At 66.2% G+C, this 12936-nt stretch carries 17 protein-coding genes and 2 pseudogenes; 13 read left to right on the forward strand and 6 right to left on the reverse strand.

The features are described from left to right. Positions 1–77: 77 nt before the first annotated feature. Positions 78–884: a helix-turn-helix domain-containing protein gene (locus OG874_RS42085; RefSeq protein WP_330252585.1), complete on the reverse strand. Its 807-nt coding sequence runs from the start codon at positions 882–884 to the stop codon at positions 78–80. Positions 885–1017: 133 nt separating this feature from the next. On the opposite strand from OG874_RS42085, the gene OG874_RS42090 reads away from it, so the two are divergent. The 3 genes from OG874_RS42090 to OG874_RS42100 are packed head-to-tail and all read left to right on the forward strand — an operon-like array spanning position 1018 to position 2875. Further along, a complete protein-coding gene (locus OG874_RS42090) occupies positions 1018–1449 on the forward strand; it encodes a hypothetical protein (RefSeq protein WP_330252586.1) in 432 nt (143 codons plus the stop codon). After that, positions 1446–1844 (forward strand): cupin domain-containing protein, encoded by a 399-nt coding sequence (locus OG874_RS42095; RefSeq protein WP_330252587.1) that lies wholly within the window; start codon positions 1446–1448, stop codon positions 1842–1844. The genes OG874_RS42090 and OG874_RS42095 overlap by 4 nt, the downstream gene beginning before the upstream one ends. Positions 1845–1855: 11 nt before the next feature. Next, positions 1856–2875 (forward strand): zinc-dependent alcohol dehydrogenase family protein, encoded by a 1020-nt coding sequence (locus OG874_RS42100; RefSeq protein ID WP_330252588.1) that lies wholly within the window; start codon positions 1856–1858, stop codon positions 2873–2875. A gap of 1 nt (position 2876) precedes the next feature. Here OG874_RS42100 and OG874_RS42105 read toward each other — a convergent pair whose 3' ends face one another. From OG874_RS42105 to OG874_RS42115, 3 genes are read right to left on the reverse strand one after another with little or no spacing between them, the layout of a single operon-like run. Then, on the reverse strand, positions 2877–3017 hold the full coding sequence (locus OG874_RS42105; protein ID WP_330252589.1) for a hypothetical protein: 141 nt from the start codon (positions 3015–3017) through the stop codon (positions 2877–2879). A 3-nt stretch (positions 3018–3020) separates the two neighbouring features. Continuing rightward, positions 3021–3245: a hypothetical protein gene (locus OG874_RS42110; RefSeq protein ID WP_330252590.1), complete on the reverse strand. Its 225-nt coding sequence runs from the start codon at positions 3243–3245 to the stop codon at positions 3021–3023. Positions 3246–3280: 35 nt separating this feature from the next. Then, on the reverse strand, positions 3281–3994 hold the full coding sequence (locus tag OG874_RS42115) for an HNH endonuclease family protein (RefSeq protein ID WP_330252591.1): 714 nt from the start codon (positions 3992–3994) through the stop codon (positions 3281–3283). 701 nt (positions 3995–4695) lie between these two features. Here OG874_RS42115 and OG874_RS42120 point away from each other — a divergent pair. The 4 genes and pseudogenes from OG874_RS42120 to OG874_RS42135 form a co-directional block, all read left to right on the forward strand. Continuing rightward, entirely contained in the window at positions 4696–5568 is an 873-nt protein-coding gene (locus tag OG874_RS42120) for a haloalkane dehalogenase (protein ID WP_330252592.1), read from the forward strand. Between the two features lie 256 nt (positions 5569–5824). Continuing rightward, complete coding sequence (locus OG874_RS42125; protein WP_330252593.1) at positions 5825–6163, forward strand: hypothetical protein; 339 nt, start codon at positions 5825–5827, stop codon at positions 6161–6163. Beyond that, positions 6136–6969, forward strand: coding sequence for an RNA polymerase sigma factor (locus tag OG874_RS42130; RefSeq protein WP_330252594.1), 834 nt, complete (start codon positions 6136–6138; stop codon positions 6967–6969). The genes OG874_RS42125 and OG874_RS42130 overlap by 28 nt, the downstream gene beginning before the upstream one ends. A 208-nt stretch (positions 6970–7177) precedes the next feature. Further along, positions 7178–7345, forward strand: a pseudogene (locus OG874_RS42135) (thioesterase family protein); the annotation flags it as partial. 48 nt (positions 7346–7393) lie between these two features. Here OG874_RS42135 and OG874_RS42140 read toward each other — a convergent pair. Continuing rightward, a complete protein-coding gene (locus tag OG874_RS42140; RefSeq protein ID WP_330252595.1) occupies positions 7394–8062 on the reverse strand; it encodes a phosphate signaling complex PhoU family protein in 669 nt (222 codons plus the stop codon). Between the two features lie 92 nt (positions 8063–8154). Between OG874_RS42140 and OG874_RS42145 the strand changes: the two genes are divergently transcribed. The 5 genes and pseudogenes from OG874_RS42145 to OG874_RS42165 all read left to right on the forward strand — a co-directional run bounded on the left by OG874_RS42145 (position 8155) and on the right by OG874_RS42165 (position 11112). Then, positions 8155–8958, forward strand: coding sequence for a transglutaminase-like domain-containing protein (locus OG874_RS42145; protein WP_330252596.1), 804 nt, complete (start codon positions 8155–8157; stop codon positions 8956–8958). Positions 8959–9080: 122 nt separating this feature from the next. Beyond that, a complete protein-coding gene (locus OG874_RS42150) occupies positions 9081–9476 on the forward strand; it encodes a nitroreductase/quinone reductase family protein (RefSeq protein ID WP_330252597.1) in 396 nt (131 codons plus the stop codon). Positions 9477–9558: 82 nt separating this feature from the next. Beyond that, positions 9559–9762: pseudogene (locus OG874_RS42155) on the forward strand (ionic transporter y4hA); the annotation flags it as partial. 225 nt (positions 9763–9987) lie between these two features. Next, on the forward strand, positions 9988–10728 hold the full coding sequence (locus tag OG874_RS42160) for a hypothetical protein (protein WP_330252598.1): 741 nt from the start codon (positions 9988–9990) through the stop codon (positions 10726–10728). A 174-nt stretch (positions 10729–10902) separates the two neighbouring features. Then, positions 10903–11112 (forward strand): hypothetical protein, encoded by a 210-nt coding sequence (locus tag OG874_RS42165; RefSeq protein WP_330252599.1) that lies wholly within the window; start codon positions 10903–10905, stop codon positions 11110–11112. Between the two features lie 318 nt (positions 11113–11430). Here OG874_RS42165 and OG874_RS42170 read toward each other — a convergent pair whose 3' ends face one another. Beyond that, positions 11431–11736 carry a DUF5313 family protein gene (locus OG874_RS42170; RefSeq protein ID WP_442943223.1) on the reverse strand — a complete coding sequence of 102 codons (306 nt, stop codon included), beginning with the start codon at positions 11734–11736 and terminating at the stop codon, positions 11431–11433. A 140-nt stretch (positions 11737–11876) separates the two neighbouring features. On the opposite strand from OG874_RS42170, the gene OG874_RS42175 reads away from it, so the two are divergent. Then, entirely contained in the window at positions 11877–12902 is a 1026-nt protein-coding gene (locus OG874_RS42175; protein WP_330252600.1) for a DUF418 domain-containing protein, read from the forward strand. Positions 12903–12936: the final 34 nt, after the last annotated feature.

The raw sequence follows: 12936 nt of genomic DNA on the forward strand, positions 1-12936 counted from the left end.
GCTGCACGCTCTTTGTCCACCCGGGGTGCGAAGCCTCCGATGATGCTGCTGATCGGCGGGGATGGCTGGTCGTGCCCTCAATCGGCGGGGGTCTGGCGTTGGTCGGCGCGGCGGCGGAGGATCTCGGCGGTTTGTTCGTCGGCGGGGAGGAAGGCCTCGAGGTGGAGTTCGGAGAGGGTGATGTCGACGGCGGTGGCGAAGCTGGTGATCGTGGTGATCAGGCGGAGGTCGCCGTCTGGGCTGCTCAGGCGTAAGGGGACGGCGAAGCCGAGGTGGTCGGGGCCCGGATTCGCCTCGGGGAGATAGCCCTCGAGTTCGGCGATGAACTCGTCGAGCTGGGTGTCGGGGCTGCGCAGGGCCTTGCCACGCAGGCTTTCGGTTACGTGGCGCCCCCATTCGGGCAGATTCCGCACGCGTGGAGCCAGCCCATCGGGGTGCAGGGCCAAGCGGAGCACATTGATCGGCGGGGTGATCAGCTCCGCCGCGGCCCCGTCGGTGAGGATGTCGAGGGCGGCGTTCGCGGCGACGAGTCGGCCGTGCGGGCGGGTGACGACCGCGGGGTAGGGCAGGTGCCCGTCGAGGATGCGCTCCAGCGCGGCGCGCACCGGACCCAATTCCGGTGTGTCCAAGTCGGATTCGGGGAAGATTGGTGCGTATCCGGCGGCGAGCAGCAATGCGTTGCGCTCGCGCAGCGACAGCTCGAGCGATTCGGCCAGCCGCACCACCATGGTGCGACCCGGGCGCGAGCGCCCCTGCTCCAGGAAGCTCAGATAGCGCTGGCTGGTGTCGGCGCGAATGGCCAGGTCGAGTTGGCTCACGTGCCGCTGCGTTCGCCAGTGCCGTAGCTGCTGGGCGAACGGGCTCGGCTCCACCACCGTCGTCATGACTCAAGTGATATCCGACGCTGAGGGTCCGCGCCATTCCCGAGAGGGAATCACCAGACCACCTCCGGGCGTCATCGGCGTCATTCCCTGCGGGGAATCGCGCCGCGACGCCGCGCTCGCAAAACTCAGTGCCATGAGCAACAACGACCTGACCCACTTCGCGCAGCGCTACATGGCCCAGTGGAACGAGTCCGACGCGGAACTGCGCCGCAAGCTGATCCACGAGATCTGGGCCCCCACCGGCGCGCAAACCCTGGTCGATCCCCCGGTGGAGATCCGGGAGTCGGCCGAACAACTGAACTTCGCCGTACCCGCCCTGGAGGTGCGCGGCCACGACGCGATGGAGGCACGGGTGACCCGCGCCTACGAGATGTTCGTAGCGTCCGGCGAATACCTCTTCGAGGTAGGAGCGGCCACCCGCCTACCCGCGGGTCTGATCGGCCTCCCATGGTCGATGGTCGCCCGCGCCGACGGTTCCGTCGCAGGCGGCGGCTACGAGGTGATCGGCCTCGCCCCCGACGGCCGCATCACCTCCGACCACCAGTTCATCGAGGGCGTGCGATGAGCACGGAGGAGCTCGCGACGACGTTGCGATACAGCCGGATCGTGCGCACCGCTGACGGCGGCTCCCGATTCGTCGACGCGGAACTCGACTTGGCCGATCGCACCCTCGCCGCGGGCGTTCCCGCGATGGCCATCGCCGGGTTGTCGTCGGCCGTGACCTATTTGCGCAGTGCGCAATTCGACAGCGACCCGCATCCGGCCCCGGCCGAGCAATGGGTCGTGATGCTGCGGGGCGTGATCGAGGTGACGACGAGTGACGGTCGCCAGCGGCGCTTCGGCCCCGGCGATCTCGTCCACGTCGCGGACACCGACGGGCATGGGCACGTCACCGTCGGTGTCGGGGATGCGCCCTTCGAAGCGCTGTTCGTGCCCGCCACAGTTACTGCCGATCACTGAGAGAGCAGATCATGAATGCCGTTGCCTACCACCTCGATCCAGCGCACGGTCTGGATGGGTTGACCGTTCGCGGGCAGGATGTGCCCCAGCCCGGGCCGAATCAGGTTGTCATCAAGGTGCGGGCGGCTTCGCTCAACCGGCGTGACCTGATGCTGATGGACGGTAGCTATCCGCTGCCGGCTACCCCGGGCATCATTCCGCTGTCCGATGGTGTGGGGGAGGTTATCGCTATCGGCGACAATGTGACTCGCGCCGTGCTCGGCGATCGGGTGAGTGCGGCGTACTTTGTGCGCTTCATCAATGGGCCGCAGCGGCTGGCGCACGTCGCCGAGCAGTACGGTGCCAACTACAACGGCATGCTCGCCACTTACGCACTGGTCGAACAGGATTCGGTGGTGCATGTCCCCGAACATCTCACCGATATCGAGGCGGCCACGCTGACCTGCGCTGGAGTCGTCGCCTGGGCCGCGCTGACCGCACCGGTATCGGTGGCACAGGGCGAGACCGTATTGACCGTCGGCACCGGAAATGTCGCGCTGTTCGCCGTGCAGCACGCGAAAATGCTGGGTGCCCGGGTTATTTCGATCACCTCCGGCCCGGAGAAGGCCGAGCGGCTGCGCAAGCTCGGTGCGGATGAGACTGTCGACCGCAGCGAGACGCCCGACTGGGACGAGAAGGTTCTCGAACTCACCGACGGCCTCGGCGTCGAACATGTGGTGGAGGCCGTCGGGCTGCCCACGCTGTCGAAATCGGTGCGCTCGGCCGGGTACAACGCGATGATCACCATGATCGGCGCATCGCAGCTGCCCAAGGGACAGCCGCTCGAGAACCCGTTCGTCGGACCGTATCTCGCGATCCGCCGGATCGCCGTCGGCAGCCGCGACCAGTACGAGGCGATGAACCGGGCCATCACCGAACACCGCATGCGCCCGGTCATCGATCGGATGTTTCCGCTCGACCATGCGGTGGCGGCGTACCGCTACTTCCGCGATGACAATCCGTTCGGCAAAGTCGTCATCACGATGCCCTGATTCAGGGGCAGCCGCTGAGTTGCCGCGTCATGGTGTCCTTTTCGGCCTGGGTGTCCCAGAGCCGATAGGCCGCCTCGACCTGGATCTGCCTGGTCACGTAGGTGCAGCGGTACGCATTGCTGGGCCTGGCCGAATTGGTCACGGGTCAGGCCTCGAAGGGCACGATATTGCCCGTCACGTCACGGATTCCGGCGGCGGCTTCGATCGCGGCCGCCAGCTCACCGACATCGGCCCAGGTGCGCGGCGGTTCCGCCTCGATATTGCCGATGGTGTACCAGGTCTGGGTCTCGCGGTAGCGGACCAGGCCCTTGCCCGTCTCGTCGACGGTGACATCGAGCTCGCCGGAGACCGTTCCTTCCTCTGCGGTCATGACGGCTGCTCTGGCGGAAAGCTCGATGATGTCGGTTATTTGAACTCTCCTCGACGGACGCAGTCATCGACTGCGGTGCGCAGTGCGGTGTGTTCGGCGGGATCAACGGTCAGCGCATACTTTACTTTGATCTTGACGTAGTGCTCGAGATAGCCACACCGGAAATTTCCCGGCGGCAGGTAGTTCGCGGCGTCCTGGTCACCCTTGGATCGGTTGGCCGAGGGGTCGGAGGCGATCAGGTTGACGGCGTCGTTGGCGATGTTGCGGCGGGTATTTTCGTCGAGCTTGGCCGCGCCCGAGCGCCATGCCTCGGCGAGTGGGACGATGTGCTCGGCATCGACGGTGGCCGGGTCGGTCATCCACTTGTAGGGCTTGAGTTTTCCGGTCTTCGAATCGAGGAATCCGTACTGGTCGCGCCAGCCGCCGTCCTTGCCGACGGTGAGTTGGCAGGTCTTCGGGTCGAGCTTGACCGAGCCGCTCGCGTCCCGAAGCATCATCACGTCTCGGGTGGTGCATTTGCTGTACTGGGTGTACTCGGTGCCGAAGCCGTGTTCGGGCGTGTTGGTGTCCCAGTGTGGGAATTTCTCCCGGCTGTAGCCGTCCATCGATGCCTCCGGCGCGTCGACCAGTTGGCCGAGCAACGCGGTGATGTCCTTACCGGAAATCGTTGCGGCACTTGCCGAACCGGGTGGTTGGCCGCCGTTCTTGCCGGTCCATTCGTCGAAGAAGGAATAAGCGACTGCGGCCACTACGGCCAGGACAACGGGCGCACAAACAGCGAAAACGCGACGCGTGGTGCGGGACGAAAACCACTTCACAGAGATCGAACTTCCTAGCCTCGCACCGATGAATTTGTCGGGCGTCAAGCTACCTGCGGCTGATCGTCCCGTATCTGATTGTGGCGTATGACGTTCAGCACATCCAGTGGAACGACGTTATGTGTGGCAACGGGTTCGTGCCCGGCACACGCAAAACCACCCCTGAGTCGCCGTGCCGGCGCCGACTCAGGGGTGGTCGTGTCACGAGGAGCTTTCCGCGGTCGAGTGAACGGGCCGGGTGTCCAGTCCGGTTTATCCGTTCGCACGGCACCACGAGACTGATGAGGGGAGTCTCGTCAAGCCGTTTCGTGCCGCGGGTGACTTCTCGTGACGGTCTGTGGGAACTTCATTGTTCTTACGTAGACAGACAGTAGATGAAGCTGGATTCCTTTGCAAACGCTTTACCTAAGTCTGAGAATCTCCTGAATGGTGGAAGATGCTGGTGGAATAAGTACTATTGATCTACGCAAAAAAGTTGACCTGCGGTTGTGTGCCGGTCGGTCGGGGGAGGTCGCGGAAACTGGCCGCGCGGACAGTGGCGAGCGTCACATCGAATGGCGGTCACAGCGGGTCCCGAGCCTGTGTCGAAACCGGGTGAAGGCAGAAAGCCGGACCACGGAAGGACACCCATCATGGCTACCGTCGACGTTCTCGACTCGTTCATCAACTACACCGATACCGGCGCTGGTCCGGTGCCGGTGGTGTTCCTGCACGGCAACCCCACCTCATCGCACCTGTGGCGCAACGTGATCCCGCACGTCGCCGCGCAAACCCGGGTGCTCGCACCGGATCTGATCGGCATGGGCGCGTCCGGAAAGCCGGACAGCGACTACCGCCTCGCCGACCAGGCTCGCTATCTGGATGCCTGGTTCGACGCGCTCGGCCTCGATCAGGTCGTCATCGTCGGCCACGACTGGGGCGGAACGCTCGGCATGCACTGGGCCGCACGGCATCCCGACCGCATCCGGGGCATCGCGCTGATCGAGACCTTCCTGCGGCCGATGCGCTGGGACGAACTCCCGCCGCTGGGTGCCGAGCTGTTCCGCAAGTTCCGGACGGCCGAGGGGGAGCGCATGGTGCTGGCGGAGAACATGTTCATCGAGTTCAACCTGCCGAGGGGGGTTGCCGATCTGTCGCCGGAAGATCACGACGTTTACCGTGCACCATTCCCGACGCCGGAATCGCGCAAGCCGATGCTGGCCTGGTCGCGTGAGTTTCCGCTCGACGGAGATCCCGCTGATGTGGTTGTGCTGGTGCAGAACTATGACCAATGGGCCGCGCGGACGCCGGAGGTCCCGAAGCTCATCATGGCGCTCGACAACGGCGTCGGTCTCGGTTCGCCGGAGGTGATCGCCTGGGCCGCCGACACTTTCGCCAGTGCGGAGGTCGTGTCGGTCGGCGAAGGTGGACACCACGCGCCGGAGGACCAGCCCGATGCGATCGGGACGGCCGTGGCGACCTGGTTGCGCGCGCACTCGCTGACGACGGCGGCCGCGGCGGTGTGAGTGGGCGCGGTCGGTGCGGGTGTCGAGGTCCGCGGCGCTGGGGCCTTCCGCGAGCCCCACGGATCCGCGCTGTCACCGATCGGGCGTGGTCGCCGCACCCGCGGCTGATCCGAGGCCGCGCACCACGCCCCACCCCGCGCGCTTGCGCGTGATCGGATCACGCCGAAGGATTGAGCGGTGGAATCCGAGCTACCGATGTCCGAGGCAGCCTCCGCGCTCGAAGCGCTCGAAGCGCTCGAAGCGCTCGATGTGGACGGTGCTGTCGACGAGCATGCTGGCGCTGACGAGTCAGCTCGCACGCAGGGTGGTGCCGTCGCTAATAGATCGGCTGGTTCGCGGGGTGGTGCCCGCATTGACGGATCGGCTGGCGCGCGGGACGGTGCCGTCGCTGATGGATCGGCTGGCGCGCAGGGTGGTGCCGTCGCTGATGGATCGGCTGGTTCGCGGGGTGGGGCCGTGGTTGATGGATCGGCTGGCGGGCAGGGCAGTGCCGCAGCCGACGAGTCAGCTGGTGTGGAAGGTGGTGCCGCCGCAGACGGATCGGCTGGTGTCGAGGGTGGCGCGGCGGTGCGGGCTGTCGAGCGGGAGCTGGTAGATCGGGCTGTTGCCGGTGATGCGGTAGCGATCTCGGATGTGGTTCGGCAGCTGCAGGATCCGCTGTATCGGTTGGCGTTGCGGATGGTGTGGCGGCCAGCGGAGGCCGAGGATGCGACGCAGGAGATCCTGTTGCGGGTGGTCGGCAATCTGGCGACCTGGCGTGCTGAGGCGAAGCTGCTGACCTGGGCCTATCGGATCGGGGTCAACTATCTGCTGAACCTGCAGCGGCAGACGCCGCAGGAGGCGGCGCAACTCAGCCTCGATGCCTATCGGGACGGATTGGCGGACGGACTCGCGGCCGAGGACTATCGCGGACCTGAGGCCGAGGTGCTCTCGCACGAGGTGCGGCTCAACTGCACCCAGGCCATGCTGCAGTGCCTGGCCCGCGACGAGCGGGTGGCCTTCGTACTCGGCGAGGTCTTCGAACTCGGCTCCGCCGATGCGGCGTGGATTCTGGAAATCACCGCACCCGCGTATCGAAAGCGGTTGGAGCGGGCCAAGAAACGCATCGGCACCTTCCTGAATTCGACGTGCGGGGTGACAAATCCGGAGGCGTTCTGCCGCTGCTCCCGGCGGGTGGACAAGGCGTTGGCGCTCGGGCGCGTCGATCCGAAGCGGCCCGCGTTCGCCCGACATGCGGTCAGTCCGGGTGGTCGCAGTGTCAGCGAGGCCGAGGAGCAGATGATCCGCTTGCACGACGCCGCCGCGGTGATCCGGATCCATCCCGACTACGCGGCACCCCGGGCCAAGATGGCCGCGATCGCGGGGCTGCTGAGTTCGGGTCGCTTTCCGCTACTCGACTGAACAGCTTCTCGGCCGGATCAGGCGTTGGCGGTGAATCGCACGCCGCTCAGTCCTTCGGACAACGTCTACAGCCGAGCGGCGAGGCCTGCATCGTTGGCTACCTTCATCGGGTCTTGATTCATCGACGAGGAGCGGACACCGACGATCACACAGCTGACGCCGGCCTGTGCCCTCGCGCCTACAGACCCGCATATCGAGGAGATCGCCCATGACTTCGACCGTCACCGCATGCCATGCGTTCGACAGCGCCATCGCCCTGACTCCGGACGGCGACGGAAACTTCGGCGGGCGTACGACTCCGGAGTACGCCAACATGGTCGGCCCGTTTGGTGGCATCACCGCGGCCACCATGGTGAGCGCGGTGCGACAACATCCGTAATGCCTCGGTGACCCGATCTCGATCACCGTCAACTAAGGTCGCAGCCTATTCGGTGTTCGAAGGTTGGGCGGTGGGTGGGATTCCGGTGTCCAGGAAGCGGATCAGGCGGTCGATGCGGGCGGTGTGGTCGATGCAGCGTTCGAAGTGGTTGCCGACCATGGCGATATCGATGGCGGCTTCGGTGTGGTGGGTCAGGGTTGGGTTGGCCAGGGCGGAATGCAGTTGCTGGTGCAGTTGATCCATCGCGGGGCCGCTGGATTCGGGGGTGGGGGATTGGTGTCCGGTGGCGACCGATTCGCCCGCGAGAGCGGTGCAGTGTGCGGCCAGGCGGCCCATGGTGGTGAGAATGTCCATGAGGGGTTGGGGTGCAACGGGTTCGGGATGGCACTTGTAGACCTGGTCGGCGACCCGGCTGATCAGCCAGCCGATCCGGGACAACTCGCTGGCGATCTGGGTCGCGGTGACGACGTGGCGCAGGTCGCGCGCGACCGGCGCCTGCAGCGCGAGCAGCACCACGGTCCTGGCCTCGCAGGCCGAGTACATCTTCTGTAGCTGCTCGTCGAGCGCGAAGGCCTCATAGGTGGCGGCGAGGTCGGCGTCGCCGAGCGCGGCGGTGACGCGCTCGGCGGCATCGTGGGCGAGCCGACACATCAGCGTCAAATCATTGGTCAACGCGATGAGCTCGCGAGTGAACTGGGTCCGCACTCGGCACATTGTCGCCTATCGAGGCGCCGTCGAGTACACAAATCTCGAGTCGTTCACACGGTTGGCCGGAATGTGTGGCCTTCGGCTGGCACGATTATGAGGTGCAGCGCGATGTCTCGGCCCACCTCGACATCGGTATCGCCGCGCCGACCACCCTCGAGTTCCAGGTCGCCGCCGCCAGGCAGCCGGGGCTCGAGCTCAACGAGTCGCTGGTGTTCGAACTGGACGGTCGCACGATCTGGCCGCAGGAGATTTCCGGTCCGCACGGCTCCCGCATCCACAAATTCGATTCCGGCACAGGCAATCTGCAGGTGCACTACCGCGCCACCGTGCTCGGCACCGCGCATCCGGAACCGGTCTCCGACTACGATCTCGCGCTCTATCTGCGCCCGAGTCGTTTCGCCGAGTCCGACAAGCTCTTCGGCTTCGCCGCCGCCGAATTCGACAGTGCCGCAGCGCCTGCCGAACTCGCCGCCGCGGTGACCGCCTGGGCCCGCCGCCGCATCCGCTACATCGCGGGCAGCAGCGACCCCACCGACGGCGCGGTGGAGACCCTCCTATCCGGCGCGGGCGTCTGCCGCGACTACACCCACCTGATCGTGGCCCTGTTACGCGCGCTGAAAGTGCCCGCCCGAATGGTGGCCGTATACGCGCCGGGCCTGTTTCCGATGGATTTCCATGCCGTCGCCGAGGCCTACGTCGATGGGATGTGGCGTGCATTCGACGCCACCGGCCTCGCCCCGCGCTCATCACTGGTCCGAATCGCCACGGGCAGAGACGCTTCCGACGCCGCGTTCATGGACAACCACGGTGGCGAGGTCTTCGTGAACAACATCTGGGTCAACGCGATCATCGAGGGCTTCCTGCCATTCGACAATGGCGTCGACCCGGTCTCGATCGTCTGACCCAGACCTGGCCCGACCGCAACGCTCAGGGTCCCATTGCCCACCGCGCACCGAGTCCGACACCGCGCCGACTCGTACCGTGGATGCTGGCGGTCGCACCCCCAGCGGTCTAGCGTCGAAGTATGCCGAATGCGCGAGATACCAAGCATCGACTGGTCTCGACAATGCAGCGACGTGTGGGGAATCCCATACTGCGCAGGCTGCCCACCCAGCAGTTGCTAGAGACCATCGGACGCAAGAGTGGTCAGCCACGCATCACGCCGATCGGCGGCCGCCGGGTCGGCAACGAATTCTGGCTCGTCTCCGAATTCGGCGAGCGCTCGCAGTACATCCGAAATATCAAGGCGAACAACCGAGTTCGACTTCGCCTGCGTGGCCACTGGCACACCGGCACCGCGCATTTGGTGCCGGATGATGATCCGCGCGCCCGCTTACGGTCCTTGCCCAAGGCCAATAGCGCTGCCGTCGCCCTGTTCGGTACAGATCTGCTCACCGTTCGGATCGATCTGGACGACTGACCGTAATCGAATGCGGACCCGCTGACGCGATGGAGTCATGATCGGTGCGTCGACTTCCCGCTGGACCGTATTCGTTCCTCTCCTAGCCGCGATCGCCCTGGCCGCCACCTGGGGGCGATCTCTGCCGGGTGCCGGGGTGGTCGTGGTGGTAGCGGCGCCGATGTTGCTCGCGCTGACGGTCGTCGTCGGTGTGCTCACCGTGGTGCCGGGTCGGGCGACCTTGCTGCAGGGCGGTGTCCACTTGGCCCTGTTCTCCGCCTTTGTGTTTCTCGCCGCCAGTCCATAGCCGTTGTGATCGCGGGCCAGACCCCGCGACGACGACCAGCGCGCCCAGTCCGGTGCGGTTCGGTCAGGTGCTCGATGATCTCGTCGAGGCGGTCGGGCGGCGTCGAATGAGCCGCTACCTGGGCGAACACGCGCCGCGAAAGCTGATCTTTCGCAACCCGACTTCGGTAGCCTGCCAGCAGAGCTTTTCGTGAAGGTAGGACCTACTCGGAACGAAGGCGGTGCGATGGTGGAATCCGGCGGCGGTACACCCGGGGGTAATCGCGGTACCGACAACACGCTCGTCATAACTATCGCGGCCGTCATCGCCGCCGTGCTCGCGCTGGTGGTCGCGACTGCCTTGCTGCTGCGCTCGAATCAGGATTCGCAGAACGACACACCGAAGCCGTCGGCCACATCCACCGCGAAATCCACCTCGGTGACCACTGTCCGGCTCGCCCCCGCGCCCCCGATCGTGCCGCCCAGCAATCGTTCGACGACCTCTGCGGCGCAGCCGGCGCGCAAGCGTGGTGACGACTGCTCGCACGACAACATCATCGCCCGATGGGACCTGCGCAACGAGCAATGGGTGTGCGTCCCCCAAGGGCAGGGCGGCGATCCGCACCGGGTCGGCGACGACTGCTCCCATGACGGCATCGTGGCGCAGTGGGGTCTGGCCTCGGACGGTCGCTGGATCTGCATCCCACAGGAGCAGGGCCGTGACGAACATCAGATCGGCGACGACTGCTCGCACGGCGGCATCGTGGCCCAGTGGGGCTTGACTTCTGATGGTCACTGGATCTGTATCGCGCAGGACCGGGGCTTCCCGGAGACCTCAGTGGTTCCGCAGAACCCGGTGCCCAGCACCGTCCCGGAGAGCGCGGTGCCCAACCCGCCACCGGTCCCGGAGAATCCGTTGCCCGAATTGCCGCAGCTGCCCGCCCTGCCCGGCCTGCCGGGCCTGCCCGCCCTACCCGGCCTGCCGTGATTGCGCAGGTGCGGCGGTGAAATTCGTTCGACACAGCTGAGATGCTCGGTTGGTGATTGTTGTCCCCGAATTCTTCGCCGATCGTCTCGCCAGGATGGAGCCCGCGGCCCGGGCCTGGCTGGACGGTCTGCCCGAACTCGCGGCCCGCTGGCGGGCGACATCGAATTCACCACCTTGTCTCTGCTCTGGAACCGTCGATCGGAATCCACCCTCGACGACCGCTTCGCCACGGTCGTCGATATCGCCGGACTCGATCCGGACCGTGCCCAGGCTTGGACCCTGGTGCGCGCGGTCCAGAACTGGCTCTGGTTCGTCGAGGACGAAGACACCGAAGACTTCGGCTGGCCCGCCGTCCAGGCCATCGCTCCGTGGGCCCTGCGCTGACATCCGCGATGCACCGAAAACGACTCCGCCAACTGACCCGCCCAGCAGACGCGCCCTGGCGAAACTGCCTGCGCGCCAAGCCGACCGAGACCAGACCGCCCAACTTCCCAACTACTCGCCGCCCGGCCCCTCGCCGCTACCGGTGAACGTGGCAGCCCGGCCCGACGGCGGTCGCTCGATATCGGTCTGAGCTTGCAGTTCCAGCCGAACCCGGCGATTTCGAGCTGTGTCACGATTGTCGCGGATTTTGGCTGCAACGCAGCGGACGCCCGCTGCCGCGCACTCGCACTCGTCGGCCAAGGGTGCGGCGGCGCCGGCCTATCCAGCGAAGGCCGGCAAGACGTAGCGCTGGACGAGCGCGCGTTCGGCGGCGGGATCGGTTGCGGGCCAGTACAACAGCGCGAGCAGCACCGCCAGCAGCACCATCGACCCGCGCAACCACAATTCCCCTGGAAAGAAAAGGAATACGGCGAACAGCGGCGTGAACGGCACCAGGCCACGCACGATATGCCGTGGCGTCGCGTACTTGCCGGTGAGGTCGTTGCGCACCCACTCGCGCAACGAATCCGGCAGCCGACGCCCGACGGCGTAGCCGATCCACTGGATGGGATCGGGTCTCCTCATGCGTGCACTCCTCGTGATGTAGCCGGGTCGCTCGCTCGCCGTGCGGCCTCGTTGACCCGGGTCAGTACTTCGCGCAACTCCTCCGCGACACCGCATCCGATGAGCGGGATCCGGGACGGGGTCCTCGATAGCGTGGATGCATGAATCGCGACGGTGCGCACCGGCGCATCCACGAGCTCGACGCCGCGCGCGGCTTCGCGCTGTGCGGGATTCTGGTGGTCGATATCTGGCAGCTCACCGATATGCGGGCGACCATCGGGCCCGGCACCGTCGATCCGGCTCGGCATGTGCTGTCGGTGCTGTTCGAGGGCCGGTTCTTCCCGATCTTCTCGTTCCTGTTCGGACTGAGCTTCTCGCTGTTCCTCGACCGCGCCGCGCAACTCACCGCGCGTCCGCGCGTAGTGCTGGTCCGCAGGCTCGTCGCACTCGGCATATTCGGTCTGATCCACCACGTGTTCCGGCCGGGTGAGGCGCTGTTCCCGTACGCGATCGTCGGGTTGGTGATTCTGCTGCCCGCCTCGGGTCTGCCGCGCTGGGTGCTGTTGTTGGCCGGGCTGGTCGGCACGATCGGGGTGGCCGTCGCCCTCGGTGGCGGACTAGGGCTGGTACCCGGCCTTTTTCTGCTCGGCTTCGCCGCCGATCGCTTCGGCCTTGCCGACAACCTGCGCGAGCACGGCTGGTGGCTCGCCGTAGTGTTCGCGCTGGCCCTGCCCGCTGCCCTGGTGGCGGGAGTCTGGGAGTACCGCACGCCCTATACAAACCTGTGGACCGGCAGCGCGGCACCGGTGGCCGGACTGCTCGGCGCGCTCGCGTATCTGACCGGACTGCTGCTGTTCCTGCGTACCGAAACCGGCGAGCTTTTCGCGGAGGTGCTCGAGCCGATGGGTCGCATGGCGCTGACCAATTACGTCTCGGCGACCACCCTGATCCTCGCCGCTGATCCCTGGCTCGGCCTGTCCGATTCGAACCATTACGGCACACTGCTCGGCTTGGCCGCCGCGATCATCGCGGTACAGGCCACCGTCAGCTACTACTGGCTGCGCTGGTTGCGCTACGGTCCGCTCGAATGGGTCTGGCGGTGTGTGACCTGGTGGCAGCTGGTGCCCAATCGCCTGACGCGCCAGCAGCGCTGGGAACTCTCACAGCCCTATGGGCGCAGCCGCTAGGGAAATCTGTTTCGGATTGATCGGCTGGAACTCG

Origin of the sequence: Nocardia sp. NBC_00565, from assembly GCF_036345915.1 — a bacterium.
GTDB lineage: Bacteria > Actinomycetota > Actinomycetes > Mycobacteriales > Mycobacteriaceae > Nocardia.

Bases quoted from the DNA above. Each gene is read 5' to 3' on its own strand.
- OG874_RS42085 (WP_330252585.1), bottom strand. From the start codon at position 884: ATGACGACGGTGGTGGAGCCGAGCCCGTTCGCCCAGCAGCTACGGCAC.
- OG874_RS42090 (WP_330252586.1), top strand. From the start codon at position 1,018: ATGAGCAACAACGACCTGACCCACTTCGCGCAGCGCTACATGGCCCAG.
- OG874_RS42095 (WP_330252587.1), top strand. From the start codon at position 1,446: ATGAGCACGGAGGAGCTCGCGACGACGTTGCGATACAGCCGGATCGTG.
- OG874_RS42100 (WP_330252588.1), top strand. From the start codon at position 1,856: ATGAATGCCGTTGCCTACCACCTCGATCCAGCGCACGGTCTGGATGGG.
- OG874_RS42110 (WP_330252590.1), bottom strand. From the start codon at position 3,245: ATGACCGCAGAGGAAGGAACGGTCTCCGGCGAGCTCGATGTCACCGTC.
- OG874_RS42120 (WP_330252592.1), top strand. From the start codon at position 4,696: ATGGCTACCGTCGACGTTCTCGACTCGTTCATCAACTACACCGATACC.
- OG874_RS42140 (WP_330252595.1), bottom strand. From the start codon at position 8,062: ATGTGCCGAGTGCGGACCCAGTTCACTCGCGAGCTCATCGCGTTGACC.
- OG874_RS42150 (WP_330252597.1), top strand. From the start codon at position 9,081: ATGCCGAATGCGCGAGATACCAAGCATCGACTGGTCTCGACAATGCAG.
- OG874_RS42160 (WP_330252598.1), top strand. From the start codon at position 9,988: ATGGTGGAATCCGGCGGCGGTACACCCGGGGGTAATCGCGGTACCGAC.
- OG874_RS42170 (WP_442943223.1), bottom strand. From the start codon at position 11,736: ATGAGGAGACCCGATCCCATCCAGTGGATCGGCTACGCCGTCGGGCGT.
- OG874_RS42175 (WP_330252600.1), top strand. From the start codon at position 11,877: ATGAATCGCGACGGTGCGCACCGGCGCATCCACGAGCTCGACGCCGCG.